Here is a 21,326-nt window from a genome sequence, read left to right as displayed (position 1 = left end):
ACCTCCTCTACACCTCGACGACATCCTCGGCGGCCGCGGCCGCCCCTTGCGCCACCAGCGCACGCAGCTCCGCGGCACTGGGGGCACGCTTGTGAGTGACACTCCAGCGGCGGATCAGCGGCAGCAGCGCCCGGGCCTGCTCGCGGTCCAGGCTCACCCCGGCCTCGCGGCACGCCGCCTGGACCCCGCGGGTGCCGGAGTGCTTGCCGAGGACGAGCTCGTGGCACCGCCCGACCTCGTCCGGATCCAGACCCTGGTAGTTGCGGGCGTCCTTGAGCAGCCCGTCCACGTGGATCCCGGCCTCGTGGCTAAAGACACCGGCGCCGACCACGCTCTTGCCCCAGGGCACCGGCCGGCCCGAGGCGGCCTCCACCAGTGCCGCGACACCGGTCAGGCCGGCGGCGTCGACCCCGGTGGTCCGGTCACAGAGCCGATGAAGCGCCAGGGTCACCTCCTCGAGCGCGGCGTTGCCGGCACGCTCGCCCAGTCCGCAGACGGTGGTGTTGACGTGGGTGGCGCCGCCGCGGACGGCGGCCAGGGTGTTGGCCGTGGCCAGACCGAAGTCGTCGTGGGCGTGCATCTCCAGCTCCAGGCCGGTGGCCGCGCGCAGGCGCTGGAAGAGCTCGTGGACCGCGAACGGCTCGGCGATGCCGACCGTATCCGCGATGCGCAGCCGGCGCGCCCCGGCCGCCTCCGCACAGTGCGCGACCTCGACGAGGAAATCGGGATCGGCGCGGGTGGCGTCCTCGCCGCCGACACTCACCGCCAGCCCTTCGGCCCGCGCCCGCCGCACCCATGCATCGATCCGACCCAGCACCCAGCGGCGGTCGCGGCCGAGCTTGTGCGCAATCTGCTGATCCGAGACCGGGATAGAGCCGTCCACCCCCCAGACCCCCAGCCCGACACACGCCCGCAGGTCCGCCTCGCGCATGCGCGCCCAAACCAGCAACCGCGCCGACAGCCCGGCGGACACCAGGGCCCGGATGTCGGCCCGCTCCTCGGGCCCCATGGCCGGGATGCCCACCTCCAGCTCGGGCACGCCGATCCCGTCGAGCGCCGCGGCGATGGCACACTTCTCCGCGCGGGTGAAGGCCACGCCGGCGGACTGTTCGCCGTCGCGCAAGGTCGTATCGTCGATCACCACCGCGCCCATCACTCCTCCGGCCCGAAGCACTCGGCGAAATCGCTGCAGGCGTCGCAGGACGGCGCCCGGCACGTATAGATTCCGGTCTCTTCACACAACCGCTTGTACAGGAACTTCTTCCACTTCATGTCGCGGTCGTTCAACGCACAGAGCGCGGGGAAGGCGTCTTCCATCAACGCCGTGAGCTCCCCACGGGAGCGCAACCCCAGGTCCTGCCAGAGATGATCCCGGCCCAGACAGCCGGCGGCGACGATGCGCGCCAGCCAGCGCTCCGAGCGATCGGCGCCGCGGCGGTAGCGAAGCAGCAGGTCGGCGACATCCGCCTGCTCGTCGGCCAGCGGTTGCGAGAGCGTCGTCGGCTCGGGGAACGGGGTCACCGCGCCCACACTGGGAAAGTGGCGGCCCATCATGGCCACGTACTCGCCCGGCTCCAGACCCATCCACGCCGGCAGGACGCTCTCGCCGCTGAGCCAGGCGGCCACCAGCCGGCCCAGCGCGCGATCATTGGGCAGGCCGGTGGCCTCGGCCAACAGCCCGCCGCAGGTGTAGGGGGCAAAGACCCGCCCATCGGGCTCGGGCGGCAGCGAATGGGTGCGGTTCATGGCGTACCCTCCTCTTCCCGCAGCTGCTCCTCCAGCTCCTGCCAGGTGGCCTGCTGGCGTCGGCGCACGGCCTCCGGATCCAGCGACCGGCCCGCTACCCGGGCCCGGCTGAACTCCGCCCCGCGGTCCTCGCCGATCAGCCCGGCGGCATCGGCACGGCACTGCTGGCAGTGGCTCATCACCGCGATATCACTGGCGCAGGCGGCCCGCAGGCCGAGCAGCTCGGCGTCGCTCGGACCGCGCTGGCCAATCTCGCCGAAGTAGGTGCCGTGGCTGGGGTCGGAGATCAGGGGCATGACGTTGTGCAGGAACGCCCCGCGCTGGCGGACCGCCCGGGAAACGACAGGTAGATGCTGATGGTTGATCCCGGGGATGGCCACCGAGTTGACCTTGACCAGCACGCCGCGGGCGGCCAGCGCCTCGATGCCGGCGAGCTGGCGCTGCACGAGGATCCGGGCGGCCTCCAGGCCACGCCGGCGCCGGTGCTCAAAGAGGATCGAGGGGTGGATGCGCGCGCCGATCTCCGGGTCGATGGCGTTGACCGTCACCGTGACGTGCTCCACCTCGAGGGCCACCAGATCGTCCACGTAGTCGGGCAGCGCCAGGCCGTTGGTGGACAGGCACAGGCGCAGCTGGGGAGCCACCTCGCGGATGCGCTCGAAGGTCTCGAAGGTGCGGCGCGGGTTGGCCAGGGCGTCGCCCGGTCCGGCGATGCCCACCACCGACAGCTGCGGGATTTCATGGGCCACCGCCAGGGTCTTGGCCGCGGCCTCCTCCGGAGTGAGCACCTCGGAAACCACGCCGGGGCGGGACTCGTTGGCGCAGTCGTACTTGCGATTGCAGTAGTTGCACGAGAGGTTGCACCCCGGGGCAACGGCCACGTGCAGCCGCGCGAAGTGGTGGTGGGCACGCTCGGAGTAGCAGGGGTGGTCCCGGACCTTGGCGCGCAGCGCCTCGGGCAGGTGCTCGAGCCCGTCGCCGGGCGCCCCCTCGCCACCGACGCCGGGGCAGCCGGCGGCGGGGTCGCAGGTGGTGGAGCCGGATGCGTCCATTGTCTCTCCCTCCGTCGGGACCGGAGCCGCGCTCCGGTCGGGCTTGCCCGCTCTTTTGCAAACCTCGTGCCGGATCACGAGAGCGGCCAACCGCCCGTCTCGCCGTGCCTCCCGCCGCGGCATTCGCCGCGCGTGTCGCAAACCCCACACAGCCGCGTGTCGCGTCCGCCACGCCCCCAGCAACGGCTCATAGGCTCTTGACCGGGATGTCGAGGGTCTTGATCCGGTAGGCGATCTGCCGCGGCGTCATGCCCAGCAACCGCGCCGCCTTGGCCTGCACCCAACCGGTGCGCTCCAGCGCGGCGATGACCCGCTCGCGCTCGTCCAGGTTTGGGTCGTTCGGGTCGGGGGCCGCCGGCCCGGCGGGTAGCACCCCGCTCTCGACGGCCGGCGAACCGTCCTCGGGGATCCCGGCCAGAATCACGGCCTCCTGGTCGATGCGGCCGTCCTCGCTCATGATCGCCGCCCGCTCCAGGGCGTTCTCCAGTTCGCGAACATTGCCCGGCCAGTGGTAGCGCATCAGCGTGCGGATGGCGTCGTCGGAGATCTCCAGCGCCCGCTCCTGGTTGCTGGCGATGCGCCCGACGAGGAACCGGACCAGCTCCGGGATGTCCTCGAGGCGCTCGCGCAGCGCCGGCATGGTGATGGTCATCACGTTGAGCCGGTAGTAAAGGTCCTCGCGGAACTCCCCGGCGGCCACCGCCGCCTCCAGATCGCGGTTGGTGGCGGCGAGCACGCGCACGTCCACCCGCCGGGTCCGGGTGCTGCCCACCCGCTCGAACTCCCCTTCCTGCAGGACCCGCAGCAGCTTCGCCTGGAAGGCCGGGGAGATCTCGCCCATCTCATCGAGGAAGATGGTGCCGCCGTCGGCCTGCTCGAAACGCCCCACCCGGCTCTGCACAGCGCCGGTGAAGGCGCCTTTCTCGTGGCCGAAGAGCTCGCTCTCGAGCAGGCTGTCGGGCAGCGCCGCGCAGTTGAGCTTGACAAAGGGCGCGTCGGCCCGGGGCGAGTTGTAGTGGATGGCGTTGGCCAACAGCTCCTTGCCGGTGCCGGACTCACCGCGCAGCAGCACCGTAGTGCTCCACTGCGCCACCCGGCGCACCTGCTCGAAGACCCGGCGGATAGCCGGGGTCCGGCCGATGACGTTCTCGAAGCCGTAGCTCTCCTGCACCTCCCGGCGCAGGCGGTCGCGCTCATCGACGATGGCCGCCTGCTCACGGTCAACCTCGGTGGCCAGGCGGACCGTCTGTGCGACCAGGTTGGCGACCATCTGCATGAACCGAGAGCGCTCGGCCAGCAGCGCGCCCTCGTCGGCGGCGGGCTGGGCGGCGAGTACGCCCACCGGCGGGTCCTGCTCGCCGGGGCCGTTGATGGGTACACCGATGAACGGCAGATCCGGATCGTAGAGGCCGAGCCGATCGAGGAAGCGCGGCTCCTCGGAGATGCGCCGCACGATCAGCGGCTCGGCGTGATTGAGGATCTCGCCAACGATCCCCTCGCCCGGCCGGTAGGCGACCTCATTGGCGGGGCTCTGCCCGTACAGCGCGCGGACGATGGTCTCGCGGCGGACGGGGTCGCGCAGGGCGACCATGCCGGAGTGCATATCGGCGTGCTCGTGGAGCACCTCCAGGACGGCCTGAAGGGTCTCGCGCAGGTCGAGACTGCGCGAGAGCACCCGGCTGACCTGGTACAGCGCCTCGAGCTGGGCCTCGACCAGTTCGGCCCGGGCGCGTTCTCGGGGGCCGACGGACGTGGGGTTCTCCATGAATACTCCCCTCCGCTAGGTGCATCGGTTTTGGCTGGCCCAGATGGGGTCAGGGGCCCCATCTGGGCCGGGCAAAACCGTTGCAACTCCCGTTCCAGACAGCCGGCGAACCGTCGACCCCCGTTTGTCGCGTTTCTCACAGTGATTCACGGAAGGTGATGCTTTTGTCGTCTGTGCCACATCGGTGCAACGGCACCTCTTTGGTGCAAATGGGCGAGGTTCGGACGGGATGACGCGGGGTTGCGGGACCGTGGTGCTCAAAGGGTACCGGCTGGCACGGCTGATGCTTGACCCGTAGCGAACGCCGCCGACGGGCCGGGAAAGGGAAAGAGGATGACGGAATACCTGCTACTGCTGCTCGGCGTCGCCCTGGTGAACAATGTGGTCCTGACCCAGTTCCTGGGGCTGTGCCCGTTCATGGGTGTGTCGAACCGACTGGATACCGCCCTGGGCATGGGCCTGGCCACCACCTTCGTACTCACGTTGGCGGCGGCGGCCGGGTGGGTGATCGAGCACGCCCTGCTCATCCCCCTGGACCTGGAGTTCCTGCGCATCCTCAGCTTCATCCTCGTCATCGCCGGGACCGTGCAGTTCACCGAGATGGCCGTCGCCCGGGTCAGCCCCGCCCTGCACCAGGTTCTGGGCGTCTTCCTGCCGCTGATCACCACCAACTGCGCCGTGCTCGGCGTGGCCCTGCTCAACATCCAGGAAGCGCACACCTTCGCCGAGAGCCTGGTCTTCGGCGTCGGAGCGGCGCTCGGTTTCACGCTGGTTCTGGTCCTGTTCGCCGGCCTGCGCGAGCGGCTGGCCACGGCAGCGGTTCCGGCCGCCTTTGCCGGTGCCCCCATCGGCTTCGTGGTCGCCGGGCTGCTGTCGCTGGCGTTCATGGGACTGACCGGACTGCCCGAAGGAGGGTGAGGCGATGTATGCAGCGATGCTGGTTCTGACCGGGATGGCGCTGGTGATCGGGTTCCTGCTGGCCGTGGCCGCGCAGTATCTAAAGCCGCCGCCGGACGAGACCGCCGAGGAGGTGGAGCGCGTCCTGCCCGGTACCAACTGCGGCCAGTGCGGGCTGGCCGGCTGCAGCATCGGCGCCCAGTCCGTGGCGGCCGGGGAGCTTCCGGTGAACTTCTGCCCGCCGGGTGGCCGGGCCGTGGCCGAGGAGATCGCCCGCATCACCGGACGTCCGCTGGTGCTGGACGATGGCGACGACGGCATCCGCCGGGTGGCGCGGGTCACCCGGGAAGACCGGTGCACCGGGTGCCTGAAGTGCATCAAGGCCTGCCCCACCGATGCCGTCATCGGCGCCCCGAAGCAGATCCACGGGGTGTTGCCGGAGGCGTGCTCCGGCTGCGAAGCGTGCATCGACGTCTGCGCCACCGGGGCGCTGGAGATGGTCCCCGAGCCGGTGACCCTGGCCAACTGGCGCTGGCCCCGCCCGATGGAGGCATTCGACCGTGCTACTTAGCAAGCCGAAGATCATTCGCGGCGGCGTGCGCACCGAGTCGCGCAAGCAACCCACCGCCGACGCCCCGCTGGAGCCGCTGCGCGCCCGACAGCGACTCTACGTCTCGCTGGCCCAGCACATCGGCGCCCCGGCGCTGCCGGCGGTGGCCCCAGGCGAGGCCGTCGCCAAGGGGCAGTGCATCGGCACGCCGGAGGCCGGCCTGTCGGCGGCGGTCCACGCCCCCACCTCGGGGCGAGTGGTCGCCGTTGACCGCCACCCGGCACCCCACCCTTCGGGCCTGACGGTGCCCACGGTGGTCATCGAACCCGATGGCGCCGAGCAGTGGTCCACGCAGCTGCCCCAACCCCTGACCGCAGCGGCTGCGGCCATCGAGCCGGCGACCATCGCCGAACGGGTGGCCGAGGCAGGCATCGTCGGCATGGGCGGCGCAGCCTTCCCGGCGGCGGTGAAGCTCGGCGGCGGGCAGCCGGTGGCCACGCTGATCCTCAACGGCGGTGAGTGCGAGCCGTACCTGACCTGCGACGACCGCCTGATGCGCGAGCGCGCCGCCGGGATCGTCGACGGCGCCCAGCTGATGGCCCGGGCCCTGGGGGCGGAGCGCACCGCCATCGGGGTGGAGGACAACAAGCCGGAGGCCATCCACGCCCTGCGCCGCGCCACCGACGCCCTGGGCGGCCCCGACGTGGTGCCGGTACCGAGCCTCTGGCCCCAGGGCTCGGAAAAACACCTGATCTACACGCTGACCGGCCGCGAGGTGCCCGCCGGGGCGCGGGCGGCGGATATCGGCGTGGTGGTGCACAACGTCGGCACCGCCTACGCCGTCCACCGCGCCGCCCGGCATGGCCGGCCGCTGATCAGCCGCCCGATTACCGTCGGCGGCGGGGCCGTCGCCGAGCCGGCCAACTTCGAAGCCCCCCTGGGCCTACCGCTGCAGGCCCTGCTCGAGGCGGCCGGGGGGCTGCGCGAGGCCCCGGCCCGGGTGCTCGCCGGCGGTCCCATGATGGGCCAGGTGGCCCCGCTGGAGGCCGGCGTGGCCAAGGGCACCAACGGCGTCATCGCCCTGACCGCAGCGGAGATCCGCGAGGCCGAGGGGCGCCCCTGCATCCGTTGCGGGCGCTGTGTCGATGCCTGCCCGATGGGGCTGATGCCCTTCGAGATCGCCAACCGCGCCGCCGCCGGCGACGTCGACGGCGCCGCGGCCAGCGGCCTGATGGACTGCCTGACCTGCGGTTCCTGCGCCTACGTCTGTCCCTCGGCGCGGCCGCTGGTCCAGCTCTTCCACCACGCCCGGGGTCAGCGCGCCGAGCAAGCCGCCGCCAAGGAGCGCAGCGAACTGCAGCGGCGCATGGCCGAGCAGCGGGCGGAGCGCCAGCGACGCGAGCAGGAACGCAAGAAGGCCGCCGCCGCGGCCCGCCGCCGCCAGCGGGCGCAGCAGAAGGCCGCCGGCGGCGATTCGGAAAGTCCAGCCCAGGAGCAGCCGCAAAACGAGGAGAAGGAGACTCAGACGTGAGCGAGCTGGTTGCCGGCCCCCACACCCGGGCCCCGCTGAGCCTGCCCACCCTGATGCGCCAGGTGCTGCTCGCCGCAGCACCCGCCACCGCCTTCGGCGTGTGGCTCTACGGCTGGCCGGCCCTCAATCTGCTGCTGATCACCCTGGTCACCGTGGTGGCCGCCGAGGCCGCCTGCCTGCGCGCGGCCGGGCGCCCGGTACGCAGCGGCGTGGGTGACAGCTCCGCGCTGGTCGCCGGTTGGATCCTGGCCATGAGCCTACCGCCCTGGGCGCCGTGGTGGATCGGTGTGATCGGCGGACTGCTGGCGGTAATCCTGGGCAAGGGGGTCTTCGGCGGCACCGGGCAGAACCTCTTCAATCCCGCCATGGTCGCCCGCGTCGCCCTGCTCATCGCCTTCCCGGTGGAAATGACCCGCTGGGTGGAGCCGGCCCCCCTGGGCTCGGCAACCGCCCCCGGCTTCCTGGAATCGCTCGGGATCACCTTCGCCGGCGCTGCTGACTGGGACGCAGTGACCGGCGCCACCACCCTCGACACGGCGCGCACCGCCGTCACCGAGGGGCAGAGCATCGAAACCGCCCTGCCCGAAGCCTACCAGCCGGCGCTGGCCCTGCTCGGCTACGCGCCGGGCAGCCTGGCGGAGGGCTCGGCACTGCTGCTCGCCCTGGGCGGGCTCTACCTGATCTACCGGCGGGTGATCGCCTGGGAGATCCCGGTGGTCATGCTCGCCACCCTGGCGCTGCTCGCCAGCGGCTTCCACCTGCTGGACCCGGATCGCTACGCCGATGCCGGCGTCCATATCCTGGCCGGTTCGACCCTGCTGGCGGCCTTTTTCATCGCCACCGACCCGACCACCTCGCCGGCCACCACCCTCGGCCGTGCGGTCTTCGCCGCCGGCTGTGCGCTGATCGTCTGGGTGGTGCGCACCTACGGCGGCTACCCGGAGGCCACCGCCTTCGCGGTGCTGCTGATGAACGCCTTCACCCCGCTGATCGACCACTGGATCCGCCCCCGGGTCTACGGCCGGACCCGGCTGGGCGCGCCGCTGAGCACGGACCGGGAGGGCCCATGAGCACGCCGGAGCGCCCCAGCTACCAGCAGCGCACCGCCTACCACGTCACCCTGCTCGGCATGGTGGCCCTGCTCAGCAGCGCCGCGCTGGTCATTGCCGACCTGCAGACCCGCGAGCCGATCGAGGCGGCCCGCGAGCGCCAGATCGGCGAGCGCATCGCCCAGGTCACGCCGGTACACAGCGCCGCCGACGCCCCGCTGGAGCGCACCGTCACCGTCGAGCACGACGGCCGCCGACACACCGGCTGGCAGCACGTGGAGGGCGATGCAGTAACGGCGGTGGCGCTGGAGAGTCAGGCCCAGGGCTACGGCGGCACCATCCGGGTGATCGTCGGCATCGACCGCGACGGCGAAATCCTGGCCGCACGCGTCACCGAGCACCGGGAGACCCCGGGGCTCGGCGACGACATCGAGGCCGAACGCTCCGACTGGATCGACGCCTTCGAGGGGCGCTCCCTCGGCGATCCCCCCGAAGAGGCTTGGGCCGTGGAGAAGGACGGCGGCGAGTTCGACCAGTTCACGGGTGCGACCATCACCCCGCGGGCGGTGGTCGAGGCCGTCCACGCCGCCCTGCACGCCTTCGAGGCCCACCAGGACCGGCTGCTCGACCCCCGCGCCGGCCGCCAGCGGACCGCCGATGGCGCAACCGAGGAGACCGACGATGGCTGACACCGATGCCGGACTCGCCGACCGGGAAGCACCCGCCCCCGAGGGTCGCTGGCGGCGCATCGCCCGTGAGGGGCTTTGGGACAACAACGTGGTCTTCGCTCAGCTGCTGGCCCTCTGCCCGCTGCTGGCGGTGACCTCTACCGCCACCAACGGTCTGGGGTTGGGTCTGGCGACGCTGTTCGTGATGGTGCTCGCAGCGGTGCTGGTCTCCACCCTGCGCGGGCTGATCACCGACCCGGTGCGCATCCCGGTGTTTATCCTGCTCATCGCCACCCTGGTCACCGTGGTGGATCTGTTCATGGAGGCCCACCTCAACCCCCTCTACCAAGCGCTGGGGCTGTTCATCCCGCTGATCGTGACCAACTGCGCCATCCTGGCCCGGGCCGAAGTCTTCGCCTCGCGCCATCCGCCCGCCGAGGCCGCCTTTGACGGACTGATGATGGGCCTGGGCTTCACCGCCATCCTGGTCGTTCTCGGCGGCGTGCGCGAGCTGCTCGGCGCCGGCACCCTGTTCGACCAGGCCGGGCTGATGCTCGGGGATGCCTTCGCTTTCCTGGAGATCACCGTCTTACCTGATTACCCCGGCTTCCTGCTCATGGTGCTGCCGCCGGGGGGCTTTATCGCGTTAGGATTTCTGATGGCCGGCAAGCGGCTGCTGGATCGACGCCGGGAGGCACAGACGACATGAGCGAGCACGAGGCGCAGAACGACCCCCTGCAGGTCTCGGTGGCCTACGTCGAGGGCAGTGAGCACTTCTGGCGCTGCCTGCAGGTGCCGGCGGGGACCACCGCCGCGCAGGCCGTGGCACAGAGCGGCCTGCAGCAGCGCTTCCCGCACCTGGAGCTGAGCGCGCTCAAGCTCGGCGTCTTCGCCAAGCCGGTCAAGGCTGATCGGGTTCTCGAGAACGGCGACCGCGTGGAGGTCTACCGGCCGATCACCGCCGACCCGGAGGCCCTGGCCGGCGAAGAGGCGGATTCATGAGCGGCTGCCTGGAGCGCGAGGCGGTGGTCATCGAGACCCGCGGCGATCAGGCCCGGGTCCACGCCGACCGGCCGGCGGCCTGTGGCGCCTGCAAGGCGCGCGGGGCCTGCGGCGCGCAGCTGCTGGACCGCCACCGCGGGGCGCGGGGCGTATGGGTGCGCAACGCCATCGGCGCCCACGCCGGCGAGGCGGTGGTGGTCTCGGTGCCTACCGGCGCCCTGCTCGGCGGCGCCCTGGCCGTTTACCTGCTGCCGCTGGCCGGCCTGCTCGGCGGCGCCCTGCTCGCCGACGCCGGACTCGGCGCCGGCACCCCGGGCACCGTGGCCAGCGCGGCGGCGGGTCTGGTGGCTGGACTACTGGCCGCACGGCGTCTGCTGCAGCGTCGCCGCAGCCCAACCGGGCAACTGAGCCTGCGCCGCCCCGGCAGCGCCTAGAAGCGCAGGCGGACGCCGACACGCCCGCCGCGATTGCGCGACTCCTCGTACTCGAAGACGCCGTCAAAGAGTCCCTCCACCAGCTCGACTCGGGCGCTCAGGGTCAGGCGACCATTGCCGATGCGCAGCAGACGCTCCTCGGGATCCTCCGGGTCGTCCATGCCCAGGTAGTAGGCATAGTGGGCGCCCACGCTCCAGCGCTCGGATAGCGGTCGCTGCACACCCAGCCCCACGGTGGCACCGGCCCGGCGGTCCTCCCGGCAGGCGTCGTCGTCGTCTTCCTCACACTTCTCGACGTTGCGCCGCTCGCGGGCGGCCGTGGCGTACACGTCCGTCCCGGCCACCACGTCGCTCCGATGCCAGCCCAGGCCGAAGGCGTAGTGCTCCAGGGCGGCGCGGGTATCTTCGGCGTCCCCGCCCCCCAGGCAGTCGCCGACGCAGGCATCCGTGCCCAGATAGTCGAAGTAAAGAAAACCGCCCGTGGCGGACTGCCAGGAGGCGCGCAGGTGGCCGCCGATGGCCCGGCGGTAGTCGATGGCCTCAGCGTCCGGATCCCCCTCCGGGCGGACGCTCAGCGAGCCGTCGAAGACGACCTGGGCAAAGGCCAGCTGGACGTAGCTCTGCGGTCGTTGCTCCTCGGCGGCGGCCGGCGCCACCCCGAGGACGAGGAGCAGCGCCCAGGCGATGCCTGCCCGAGCCCGGCTCGGGCGTGATTGCGGGTTGTCGCTTGCTCGCATCCGGGAACCGGCCCACGCGGCGGGGTGAGTACGGAACCTAACCGCTCGTCCGCGGCGATTCAACGCCTGCCTCAGCGGCCGATCTGCAGGACGTCTCCGCCACGCAGCAGTTCGCAGTGCACCCCGGCGGCAGCGGCCTGCTCGCGCAGCTCCTGCTCGATACGCGCCGCCGCACCGGGTTTGAGGTGCGTGACCCACACCCGCACGCCTGCGGGCCAGTGCCGCAGTTCGTCAACGAGCTGTGCTGGCGTGTAGTGGCCGACCTGGCGGGCCAGGGATTCCAGGGCATCGGGGAAGGCGCACTCGATGATCAACGCATCCGGCATCCCGATTTGCTCCAGTCGCGTCCGCAACTCCGGGCACGAACCGGTATCGCCGCTGAAGACAAGGCTGCCGCTGCCATCGTCGATGCGATAGCCCACGGACGGGATACTGTGCCGCGCCGGTAGCGGCGTGATCTGGAACGCACCAAGGGTCCGCGCCTGATCGGGGTCGAGCGGCTCGAAGACAAGCAACGGCTCCTGCGGGGTGGGGATGGCGGTGAAATCCGGCCACAGGACGCCGTTGAACAGGTGCTCGCGCAACACGTCGAGCGTCGGCGCAGGCGCATGGACCCGGATGGGCGGGGTGCCGTCACCGATACGGGCGTCCGCCATCAGCCCCAGGTAGGCGGTGTGATCCAGATGGGCGTGGGTCAGCAGCACATCGCGGATGCCGCCGAGCTCCGCGGCGGTCAGGTCGCCGACGCCGCTGCCGGCGTCGACGAGCAGCCAGCCGTCCACCAGAAAGGCGGTGGTGCGCAGCCCCTGGCCGATTCCGCCACTCGTGCCCAGCGCGCGCAGCTCCATCGCCCCTCCGGTGGTTTCGGGTCGCCGCCCGGGACGACCCGAGGGTCACTCAGCCCTTGCGGCGCAGGACCCAGATCTCCAACAGCGACCACTCCTCGCCAGGATAGTTCTCCTGCTCGAGCTGCGACATGCGCCGGTGGCGCGAGGCCATGCTGCCGACGAACTCGAAGCGCTCGAGGAGCATGCGTTTGGTGGCGTCGGCCTTCTCCAATGCGAAGGGGTTGAGGAAGTTGACCAGCATATACCCCTCCCCCTGCTTGCTGGCGAAGGCGTCGAGGATCTTCTCGATGGCCTCCGGCTCCAGGTAGACCAGCGCGGCGGTGGAGATGACCACGTCGGCCTCGGCCATGGTGCGCTCCACGGCCTGCTGCGTCTCGGCCGGCGGGGCGTTGAGGTCGGCCTCGATGGTCTCGTCGTAGATCCCCGCCTGCTTGCCGTAGGCGAGCGCATTGCCGGAGATATCGATCCCGGTGACCCGCGCGGGGAAGCGGCGCTCGGCCTCGATGTTCAAGGCGGCGTCACGATCACGCCAGTTGTGGCGGATGGCCTCGAAGTCCATGCCGTAGAGCGTGGCCATGGTGGTGTTGCCGAAGCAGGCGCACAGGTCCACGAAGTTCACCGGCTGGCCACCGGCGGTCTGCTTCTCGACCCAGGGCAGGATCAGGCGATCGAAGGTCTGGCGATTGAAGTTATCGGAGACGTAATCGAGGGCGTCGAGGATCTGTTCCTTGAAAGGAACCGGGGAGTCGGCGATGTAGATATCGTCGAAGTGCTGTTTCTTTTCGTCGGTCTTGACACCGGTATCGCTCATGCGGGCTTCTCCCTTTCGCTGATTTGCGGCGTATCCTCCCGCTGAGGCCCCCGCGGGTCAAGCCGGACACCGCCCGGCACGACACCGCGGACCATTGTGTTCAGGAGCCTGCGCGCGTACCTTTCCCACAGGGAGAGTCCGACAGAATGCTCAGGAGGGACGATGGAATTCGACACGCTCGGTGGCAAGCTGGCGCTGGTTGGCCTGACCGGTGTGGCCTTCGCCATTCTCTACATGCTGTTCATCGCGATCGCCGTCGATCCGCGGCTGATCTCCATGGACTGGCTGTTGGTCTCCGTTCTGGCGGGTGCCGGATGCAGCTACCTGATCTACCAGTACAAAGGCATCATCAAATAGAGCGCACCGGGGCCGTCCGGATCGACTGCGCCGGAGAGTTGCCGTGAGCGATGCGTACGAGCCGCCGCTGACCGAGCAGCGCCTGGCGCAGCTCCTGGAAATCGGTGTAGCCCTGTCTGCAGAACAGGATACCGACCGACTGCTCGAGCGCATCCTCAGCGGTGCCCGGGCGCTCACCTCAGCCGACGCCGGAACCGTCTACCGGGTACGCGACGGGCAGCTTCACTTCAACACCGTCCACAACGACACCCTCGAACTCCACCTCGGCGGCACATCGGGACGCCCGATCGACTTTTCGCCCCTGGCGCTGTACCTCGAAGACGGCACCCCGAACACCCGCAACGTGGCGGCGTACGCCGCGGTCCACGGGCAGACCGTGCGCATCGACGACGCCTACGACGCGCAGGGGTTCGACTTCTCCGGCACCCGGGCGGTGGACGCACGCACCGGCTACCGGTCGCAGTCGTTCCTGACCGTACCGCTGCGGGACCACGAGCAGACCGTGATCGGCGTGCTGCAGCTCATCAACGCCGTGCGCGACGGCCAGACCGTGCCCTTCTCGCCGCGCGATGCGCGCATTGCCGAATCGCTGGCCTCCCAGGCCGCCATCGCCCTGACCAAGCAGGGTCTGATCGATGCCCAGCGCCAGCTGTTCGAATCGTTCACCGAAGTCCTGGCGCGGGCCATCGACCGCAAGAATCCGACCACCGGCCGCCACTGCGAGCGCGTCCCGCAGCTGACGCTGATGATCGCCGACGCCGCCTGCCGGACCGCGCAGGGCCCATTGGCGGATTACCGGCTCAGTGCCGAGGAGCACGAGGAGCTGCGCCTGGCCGCCTGGCTCCACGACTGCGGCAAGGTCACCACCCCCGAGGCGGTGGTGAACAAGGCGACCAAGCTTGAACGCCAGACGGACACCATCGAGGAGGTGGCCACCCGAGCCGCCGTCGTCCGCCAGGAAGCGGAGGCCACGCGGCTGCGCCGGCATCTAGGCGGCGATGAACTGGAAGCAGCCCGCGCCGACACCGATTACCGGACGCTCTGCCAGCGCCTGGACGACGACCTGACCTTCCTGCGCAGTGCCAACATCGGCGGCGAGGCCATGGACGACGCCGCGCGCGAGCGGGTGGCGGCCATCGCCGACGCCTACAGCTGGACGGACGCCGCAGGCCATCGACAGCCTCTGCTCACCGCCGGGGAGGTTGAACACCTGCAGATCCGTCGCGGCACGCTCAGTGACGCCGAGATGGAACAGATGCGCGACCACGTCCGCGTCAGCCGCGAGATGCTCGATCAGCTGACCTACCCGCGCCATTTGCAGCGGGTGCCGGAGATCGCCTCGCAGCACCACGAGCGCATGGATGGCGGCGGTTACCCCGACGGCATCACCGGGGCACAGATGAGCCGACGGGCCCGGATGATGGCGCTGGCCGACGTCTTCGAGGCCCTGACCGCCGCCGACCGCCCCTACAAGCCAGGCAAAAAGCTCAGCGAGGCGGTGCGCATCATGGGCTTCATGACCCAGGACGGCCACTTCGACCCGGAGCTCTTCGACGTGTTCATCCGCGAGGGCGTCTACCGCGACTACGCCCGGCACTTCATGCACCCCGAGGCCATCGACGAGGTCGACGAGGCCGCCATCCCCGGCTACCGGCCGTAGCCGTGCCGCACACCCTGCGCAGCCGCCTCGCCCCGCTGACGATCGGCGTGCTGTTCCTGGCCCTGGTGGTAGCCGCCACCCGCAGTGACTGGCCGCCGGTGCGCGCGAGCGTGGAGGCCGCCGAGCAGCTGATCTACGACCAACGGCTGATCTGGTCGCAACGGGCCGGGCTGGACGCCCGCGAGGAGGTCGAGATCGTTATCGTCGATATCGATGAGCGCAGCCTCGGGCGCGTTGGCCGCTGGCCGTGGCCGCGGAGCACCGTGGCCGAGCTGCTCGAGGCGCTTTGGGCCGCCGGGGCCGTGGTGGTCGCCTTCGACATCGTCTTTGCCGAACCCGAGCACAATCCGGCGGAGCAGGTGGCCCGCGGGGTGGACGACCCGGCGCTGCGTGAACGCGTCGGTGAACTCGCTCCGCGATTCGACGGCGATCGCCGCCTGGCCGAGCAGCTAGAGCGCGGCGACTCGGTGCTCGGCTTCTTCCTGCACCACGACGAGACCACCAGCCATACCGGAAGGCTCCCCGATCCGGCACCGGGGCTGGATCCGGCGACTGGCGACTCCACGGTCATCCACCGCTTCGACGCCTACACCGGCAACCGCCCCGCCCTCCAGCAGGCCGCCACAAGCGGCGGCGCCTTCAGCATTGTCCCCGACAGCGACGGTGTGGTGCGCCGGGCGCCACTGCTGCTCGGCCACGGCGAGAAGGCGTACCCGAGCCTCGCGCTGGAGACGGCACGGGTCTACCAGCTCCTGGACAGTCTGCGAGTCGAGACAACCCGTATCGGCGACTACAACGCCGTGGCGGCGGTGGGGCTCGGCGCTGCCCGCCTGCCCACGGATGCCCGGGGCCAGGCCCTGATCCCCTATCGCGGTCCGCAGGGCAGCTTCCCCTCGATCAGTGCCGCAGACCTGCTGACCGGCGATGTGGACGATGGAATCCTGGAGGGCGCCATCGTCCTGGTGGGTACCAGCGCCATGGGCCTCTACGACATGCGCGCCACCCCGATGCAGGCAGCCTTTCCGGGCGTCGAGATCCACGCCAACTTGCTCGCCGGCATCCTGACCGACGACCTGCCCCGGGAGCCGGCCTGGGTCAAGGGCGCCGACCTGCTGGCCACCCTGGTAGCCGGGCTACTCGCCGCCGGCCTGCTGCCCTTTCTCGGGCCGCTCGCCACGCTGGCGGTCACCGCCGCCCTGCTGGCCGCAATCCTGGGCGCGAACCTGTGGGCCTGGGCCCAGTGGGACCTGGCCCTGGGCGCCACCGCTCCGCTGGCTGCCGTGCTGCTCATCGGTGCCGGCAACCTCTCCTGGGGGTTCCTCTTCGAGTACCGGCGTCGTCAACAGCTGCGCCAGCGCTTCGGCGAGTACGTCCCGCCGGAGCTGGTCGCCCGCATGGCCGAAGCCCCGGGCTCCTATACCCAGACGGGCGAGACGCGGGAGATCACGGTGCTCTTCGCCGACATCCGCGGCTTCACCACGCTCTCCGAACAACTCAACGCCGCGGCGCTGCGCGAACTGCTCAACCGCTTCTTCACGCCCATGACCCGGGTCATCTTCGAGCACGGCGGGACCATCGACAAGTACGTGGGGGATCTCATCATGGCCTTCTGGGGCGCCCCGCTCGACGACCCGGAGCACCGCCGCAATGCGGTCGCCGCAGCGCTGGCCATGCAGCGCGAGGCGACCCGGCTGCGCGAGGAACTGGCCCGCGAGGGGCTGCCGGCCATCGAGATCGGCGTCGGCCTGAACTCCGGACCGGCGGCCGTCGGCGATATGGGCTCGGCCTACCGCCGGGCGTACACGGCCCTGGGCGATACGGTCAACCTGGCCTCCCGGGTGGAGGGGCAGACCAAGACATACGGCGTTGGCGTACTCGTCACCGAGCACACCCGCGCCGGGCTGGAGGCGGTGTACCGCTTTCGTGAGGTCGATCGGGTGCAGGTCAAGGGGCGCGAGGAGCCGGTCACCCTCTACGAGCCGATTGAAGCCCCCAACCACCTGCGAAAAACTGAAACTTTTTATTCTTCCAATTTCAGTCCGGCTCGCTTAGCTTAACCGTAAGGGCGCCAAGGTTAACCCCTTCCTCCAAGGCTGCGACGGGATGGCTGGGCATGATCAAACGCACCGGGCTCTGCGCCCTCTCCCTTCTGTTCGGTTCCAACCTCGTCCAGGCAGAGCCCGATCCCCCGGATACGGGGATCGAAATCGAGTCCGGGGATACCCTGTGGGACCTGGCCGCCGAACACCTCGGCAACCCACTGCTCTACCCGTGGATCTGGCAGGCCAACCCGACCATCGCGGATCCGGCCCGTATCCGCTCCGGCGACCGTCTCGCCCTGCCGCAATCGCCCCGGATCCCGCCCGCCCTGCGTCCCGAGACGCCGCATGCCGAGCCGCCCGCACCACCGACTCCGGCAACTGCGCCGCCGGCCCGCCAGGTGGCCCGGGATATACGGCTTGCCGTCGAGGCGGGAGACTACGAGCAGGCGGTCGCCCTGTCCCGGGACCACGAAGCGCTGACCGGGGTCCCGGTGTACGACTTCGAGGCCGGGCGGGCCTACCTGCGCAGCGGGGATATCGACGAGGCGGTGGTGCACTTCGACCGGGCCGTCATGGTGGCCCCGGATGCGCCACGCTACCGGCTGGAGTACGCCCGCGCCCTGTTCGCCGCGGAAGACCATGCGGCCTCGCAGCGCCAATTCAAGCGGGTCCTGGAGACCGAAGAGGTGCCCGAGCCGGTGGCGCAGAATATTCAACGGTTTCTTGAGGCCATCGATGCCCGCCTGACCTCGCGCCGTCCGGAGACCCGCGCGCAGGCGGCGATCGCGGCCGGCTACGACTCCAACCCACTCTACTCCGCCGACGACGAGTTCCTCTTTCTCGGCTTCTTCCCGGTCGACTTCGAGCGCGAGTCCGACACCTTCCTCGACACCCGGGCCCGGGTCGAGCACCGCCGGCCGCGGACCCGCACCAGCAGCTACCAGTACCTGGGCGAGATCGAACACCGCCACCACAGCGACGTCAGCGCCGCCGACCAGACCGAGGCACGATTGCGCGGTGGACTGGCGTTCGAGGGTTCCGAGGGCCGCTCCTATCGGGTGCCACTGGAACTGCGGCACACGAGGCTCGATGGCGACTCGTTCCGCACTCGACTCGCCTTCGCCCCCGAGGCCGTCCTGCCCCGGGGGCCGACCCGGCAGCTGCGGGTGCAGGGGCAGCTGGCCTACGCCGACTACGACAACGACGACCGCGATGCGCTCACCCTGGGCGCCTCGGCCACCTCGCTGCACGTGCTCGATCCGCAGAGCGCACTGCTGTTCTACGCCGGAGTCGCCACTTCGTACGATGCCGCCGACGAGGACGAGTTCACCAAGGCCCGTGCCGGCGGCTTTCTGGGCCTCCAGCGGGCCTTCTTCGAGGACACCACGGCCAGCGTGACCGCCACCGCCTCCCACGAGCGCGCCCGGGAGGCCCGCTCCACCCTGGCGGCCTTCCCCGACGAGGACAACGGCGCCGAACGCGCCACCACTTACGAACTGCGGGGCGCACTGGCCCACCCCCTGGGGGACTCCGGGTTCACCGCCTTCACCGAGGGCGCCGTGCGCGAGAAGCAGTCGAACATCGATCTGTTCGAGTTCACCCAGCGCGAGATCTTCGCCGGAGTGCGCTATGACTACTGAGCCGCACCGCCCCGCTCCTGCCTGGGCTCTCGCCGCACTCCTCAGCGGCACCGCGACGCTTGCACCGCTAACGGTTGCGGCCGAAGAGCGCATCGGCATCGTCCTCGCCAACCGCGGCGACCCGGTGCTGATCCGCGACGGCGAAGAACAATCCGTCGGACGCCGGGACGAGATCCGCGCCGGCGACCGGCTGCGGACCGACGAGCGCTCCCGACTGCAGATGCGCCTTGAGGACGGCCAGACCCTAAGCCTGACCGAAAACACCGAGCTGCACATCGAGGCCTATGCGTTCGACGAGGAGAGCGGCACCGGCGAAAGCCGCAAGAGCCTGATCGAGGGCGGACTGCGGGCCATCACCGGTCAGATCAGTGGCGAAGGCGACTACACCATCGAGACCGAAGTGGCGACCATCGGCATCCGCGGAACCATCTTCGAACTCGCCCACGGCGACGGCGGCACCGCCGGCGGCACGCCCCGCGGCCGGGGCTTCGCCGAGAACCGCGGAGACAGCCGCCAGCGGGTGAATACCGGGGACGACGCCCCCGTCGACTACTTCCGAGTCACCGACCCCGAACTGCCCCCGGAGGCCCTCAGCGAGCGCCCCGCCGAGTTGGACGCCCTGGATGAGCCCGCTGAAGCCCCGGCAGACGACGCCGAGGAAACGGAGGACGAAGCGGCCGCCGCGCCACCCGGGGATGAGGACACCGAGGAGACCGAGGACGGCGGCGCGCTGGCCGCGGCAGAAGACGAGTCAGAGGTCACCCCTGAGCCGACGAGCGACGCGGACCTATCTGCTACTGGCATTGATGCATCCGCCGGTACGGATACGGATGCGCTGTCCAGCCGCCAGGACCGGGATATCGACCAGACCACTACGGACGCCGAAGATGAGTTCCTAGTGGGCATTGAGCCGGGCGCCCCCTTCTTCTTCATTGAGGGCGATGCCGTGCCGGAGGATGATCCACGGTTGGAGGGGCTGACGCTCTCGACCGAGTCTGAACGCGACCGCGACTTTAGTAATGGCGACTTATCTGAGGTCGATGGCGCTATTTCTAATGGGGACCCCGTAGAGATTGAGCAAAATTCGCCAGCCACCGGGACTTGGGGAGATTGGATTGATGATGAAAGTGGCGAGCCCAGCGGGCCCGGGATTCGAGGAGAGGCCTACCTGGACACCGTTGACGAAGATCTGGACCTAACCGCCGTCGACGAACTTGGGCAGCAATTGCAAGTCGGTGTCTTTCTAGGTCCAGACCAAAGAGCGTGGCTGGATGGCTCTGTAGCCATCTCCGCCGAAGACCAGACCGTCACGCTGGAAACATTCCAAGTCCGTCAAATCACCTCCGACGGCACTTGGACCTGGCATACCGATGAGACGGAGACAAACCTCTTTGAGCTGGCTACCGGCATCGATGTCACTGGGGAGGTCACCCACTTCGAGGAAGAATCCGATGCTTTCACCGGCGACCTCGCCGCCATGCTCTCGGAGGCCGACGACATCATCGAGCTGCTCGGCGCTTTCGACTTCGAGGCCGATAACAACGACTGGGCCGTAGACGGTGTCTTCTTCCTGGAGCTGGACGAGTGATGATCGCCCGCTCGGACAACCGCGCCCCACCCGGCGATGCGGGCGCGGCGCGCCCGGATGAATCGACCTACACCGGACGCGTTGTGGTCCGCCGCCCCCGCTGCTACGGTCCGTAGGGTATGACCTACTGCCTCGCCATCGCGGTGGATGAGGGCCTGGTCTTCGCATCGGACAGCCGCACCCACGCCGGCGTCGACCAGGTCAGCACCTACAGCAAGATGTTCGCCTACGCCCGGCCGGGCGAGCGCAATCTTGTCGTGCTCTCCGCCGGCAACCTGGCCACCACCCAGGCGGTGGTCCGGCGGCTCAACCGCGACTGGCAGACCGGCGCGGAGGTATCCCTGGCCACGGCGCCCACACTTGAGGACGCCGCCGAGTACCTCGGCGAGGTCAGCGTCGAGCTGCAGCGGCGCACCGTGGAGCAGTCGGGCCAGCAGACCGGCCTGGCCGTGGAGGCAACCTTTCTGATCGGCGGTCAGATCCAGGGGCAGGCGCCGGGGATCTACATGGTCTATCCCCAGGGCAACTTCATCACCGCCTCACCGCTGCACCCGTTCCTGCAGATCGGCGAGACCAAGTACGGCAAGCCGATCCTCGACCGCATCGTCTCCGAACGGCTGGAACTGGACCGGGCGGCAACCTGTGCGCTGATCTCCATCGATTCGACCATGCGCAGCAACCTCTCCGTGGGCCCGCCCGTGGAGCTGCTCACCTACCGGCGGGACAGCCTCGACCCCGGCCACTACCGCGCCTTCCAGCCAGACGACCCCTACTTCGCGGGACTGCGCGAGGCCTGGCGCGACGGCCTGCAGCAGCTGTTCGATCAGCTCCCCGCCCCGCCGCTGGATCCGGCCGACTCCACCACCTGCTGAATGAAGCGCAGCTTCTCGGCCCAGCCTCGCCCACGCTCTCCAGTCGCATGCCAACAGCGTTGACAAGTCAACGGCCA

21 protein-coding genes are annotated in these 21,326 nt (G+C 70.0%); 14 read left to right on the top strand and 7 right to left on the bottom strand.

Features of this window, described 5'->3' with window-relative positions:
- Positions 1 to 7 precede the first annotated feature (7 nt).
- The 4 genes from nifV to nifA form a co-directional block, all read right to left on the bottom strand.
- Positions 8 to 1,153, bottom strand: a complete 1,146-nt coding sequence (gene nifV / locus LRA98_RS06145) for a homocitrate synthase (RefSeq protein WP_238633050.1) — start codon at positions 1,151 to 1,153, stop codon at positions 8 to 10.
- Complete coding sequence (locus LRA98_RS06140) at positions 1,153 to 1,746, bottom strand: nitrogen fixation protein NifQ (RefSeq protein ID WP_201168087.1); 594 nt, start codon at positions 1,744 to 1,746, stop codon at positions 1,153 to 1,155. The genes nifV and LRA98_RS06140 overlap by 1 nt, the downstream gene beginning before the upstream one ends.
- Positions 1,743 to 2,798: a nitrogenase cofactor biosynthesis protein NifB gene (nifB, locus tag LRA98_RS06135; RefSeq protein WP_201168090.1), complete on the bottom strand. Its 1,056-nt coding sequence runs from the start codon at positions 2,796 to 2,798 to the stop codon at positions 1,743 to 1,745. The genes LRA98_RS06140 and nifB overlap by 4 nt, the downstream gene beginning before the upstream one ends.
- A gap of 187 nt (positions 2,799 to 2,985) precedes the next feature.
- Positions 2,986 to 4,563: a nif-specific transcriptional activator NifA gene (gene nifA / locus LRA98_RS06130; protein ID WP_238633049.1), complete on the bottom strand. Its 1,578-nt coding sequence runs from the start codon at positions 4,561 to 4,563 to the stop codon at positions 2,986 to 2,988.
- 333 nt (positions 4,564 to 4,896) lie between these two features.
- Here nifA and rsxA point away from each other — a divergent pair, with 333 nt between their 5' ends.
- The 8 genes from rsxA to LRA98_RS06090 are packed head-to-tail and all read left to right on the top strand — an operon-like array spanning position 4,897 to position 10,694.
- The gene (gene rsxA, locus LRA98_RS06125) at positions 4,897 to 5,481 is read left to right on the top strand and encodes an electron transport complex subunit RsxA (protein WP_201168095.1); all 585 of its coding nucleotides are present in this window, start codon (positions 4,897 to 4,899) and stop codon (positions 5,479 to 5,481) included.
- Between the two features lie 4 nt (positions 5,482 to 5,485).
- The gene (locus LRA98_RS06120; protein WP_238633048.1) at positions 5,486 to 6,031 is read left to right on the top strand and encodes an RnfABCDGE type electron transport complex subunit B; all 546 of its coding nucleotides are present in this window, start codon (positions 5,486 to 5,488) and stop codon (positions 6,029 to 6,031) included.
- Positions 6,021 to 7,541 (top strand): electron transport complex subunit RsxC, encoded by a 1,521-nt coding sequence (gene rsxC / locus LRA98_RS06115; RefSeq protein ID WP_238633047.1) that lies wholly within the window; start codon positions 6,021 to 6,023, stop codon positions 7,539 to 7,541. The genes LRA98_RS06120 and rsxC overlap by 11 nt, the downstream gene beginning before the upstream one ends.
- Positions 7,538 to 8,611, top strand: coding sequence for an RnfABCDGE type electron transport complex subunit D (locus LRA98_RS06110; RefSeq protein WP_201242815.1), 1,074 nt, complete (start codon positions 7,538 to 7,540; stop codon positions 8,609 to 8,611). The genes rsxC and LRA98_RS06110 overlap by 4 nt, the downstream gene beginning before the upstream one ends.
- Positions 8,608 to 9,279 carry an RnfABCDGE type electron transport complex subunit G gene (locus tag LRA98_RS06105; RefSeq protein WP_238633046.1) on the top strand — a complete coding sequence of 224 codons (672 nt, stop codon included), beginning with the start codon at positions 8,608 to 8,610 and terminating at the stop codon, positions 9,277 to 9,279. The genes LRA98_RS06110 and LRA98_RS06105 overlap by 4 nt, the downstream gene beginning before the upstream one ends.
- Positions 9,272 to 9,967: an electron transport complex subunit E gene (locus LRA98_RS06100; protein ID WP_238633045.1), complete on the top strand. Its 696-nt coding sequence runs from the start codon at positions 9,272 to 9,274 to the stop codon at positions 9,965 to 9,967. Before LRA98_RS06105 ends, LRA98_RS06100 begins: the two co-directional genes overlap by 8 nt.
- Positions 9,964 to 10,260 (top strand): RnfH family protein, encoded by a 297-nt coding sequence (locus LRA98_RS06095; protein ID WP_201168104.1) that lies wholly within the window; start codon positions 9,964 to 9,966, stop codon positions 10,258 to 10,260. The genes LRA98_RS06100 and LRA98_RS06095 overlap by 4 nt, the downstream gene beginning before the upstream one ends.
- Positions 10,257 to 10,694, top strand: coding sequence for a SoxR reducing system RseC family protein (locus LRA98_RS06090; RefSeq protein WP_201168106.1), 438 nt, complete (start codon positions 10,257 to 10,259; stop codon positions 10,692 to 10,694). The genes LRA98_RS06095 and LRA98_RS06090 overlap by 4 nt, the downstream gene beginning before the upstream one ends.
- On the opposite strand, the gene LRA98_RS06085 is transcribed toward LRA98_RS06090, so the two are convergent.
- From LRA98_RS06085 to LRA98_RS06075, 3 genes are all read right to left on the bottom strand, one after another.
- Positions 10,691 to 11,431 (bottom strand): outer membrane beta-barrel protein, encoded by a 741-nt coding sequence (locus LRA98_RS06085; RefSeq protein WP_238633044.1) that lies wholly within the window; start codon positions 11,429 to 11,431, stop codon positions 10,691 to 10,693. The two genes, LRA98_RS06090 and LRA98_RS06085, sit on opposite strands and share 4 nt — an antisense overlap.
- A 71-nt stretch (positions 11,432 to 11,502) precedes the next feature.
- Entirely contained in the window at positions 11,503 to 12,279 is a 777-nt protein-coding gene (locus LRA98_RS06080) for an MBL fold metallo-hydrolase (RefSeq protein ID WP_238633043.1), read from the bottom strand.
- Between the two features lie 49 nt (positions 12,280 to 12,328).
- Positions 12,329 to 13,090, bottom strand: a complete 762-nt coding sequence (locus tag LRA98_RS06075) for a class I SAM-dependent methyltransferase (RefSeq protein ID WP_238633042.1) — start codon at positions 13,088 to 13,090, stop codon at positions 12,329 to 12,331.
- 162 nt (positions 13,091 to 13,252) lie between these two features.
- On the opposite strand from LRA98_RS06075, the gene LRA98_RS06070 reads away from it, so the two are divergent.
- From LRA98_RS06070 to LRA98_RS06045, 6 genes are all read left to right on the top strand, one after another.
- Entirely contained in the window at positions 13,253 to 13,447 is a 195-nt protein-coding gene (locus tag LRA98_RS06070) for a hypothetical protein (protein ID WP_238633041.1), read from the top strand.
- A gap of 43 nt (positions 13,448 to 13,490) precedes the next feature.
- Positions 13,491 to 15,107: an HD domain-containing phosphohydrolase gene (locus tag LRA98_RS06065; RefSeq protein WP_238633040.1), complete on the top strand. Its 1,617-nt coding sequence runs from the start codon at positions 13,491 to 13,493 to the stop codon at positions 15,105 to 15,107.
- Positions 15,108 to 15,109: 2 nt separating this feature from the next.
- Positions 15,110 to 17,164: a CHASE2 domain-containing protein gene (locus LRA98_RS06060; RefSeq protein ID WP_238633039.1), complete on the top strand. Its 2,055-nt coding sequence runs from the start codon at positions 15,110 to 15,112 to the stop codon at positions 17,162 to 17,164.
- Between the two features lie 56 nt (positions 17,165 to 17,220).
- Positions 17,221 to 18,789 (top strand): tetratricopeptide repeat protein, encoded by a 1,569-nt coding sequence (locus LRA98_RS06055; protein WP_238633038.1) that lies wholly within the window; start codon positions 17,221 to 17,223, stop codon positions 18,787 to 18,789.
- Positions 18,779 to 20,377 carry a FecR family protein gene (locus tag LRA98_RS06050; protein ID WP_238633037.1) on the top strand — a complete coding sequence of 533 codons (1,599 nt, stop codon included), beginning with the start codon at positions 18,779 to 18,781 and terminating at the stop codon, positions 20,375 to 20,377. The genes LRA98_RS06055 and LRA98_RS06050 overlap by 11 nt, the downstream gene beginning before the upstream one ends.
- A 119-nt stretch (positions 20,378 to 20,496) precedes the next feature.
- On the top strand, positions 20,497 to 21,249 hold the full coding sequence (locus LRA98_RS06045) for a proteasome-type protease (protein ID WP_238633036.1): 753 nt from the start codon (positions 20,497 to 20,499) through the stop codon (positions 21,247 to 21,249).
- Positions 21,250 to 21,326: the final 77 nt, after the last annotated feature.

It is taken from the genome of Halorhodospira sp. M38 (genome assembly GCF_022227985.1).
Lineage (GTDB): Bacteria > Pseudomonadota > Gammaproteobacteria > Nitrococcales > Halorhodospiraceae > Halorhodospira > Halorhodospira halophila_A.
This window is presented reverse-complemented; position numbering and strand designations above follow the sequence as displayed.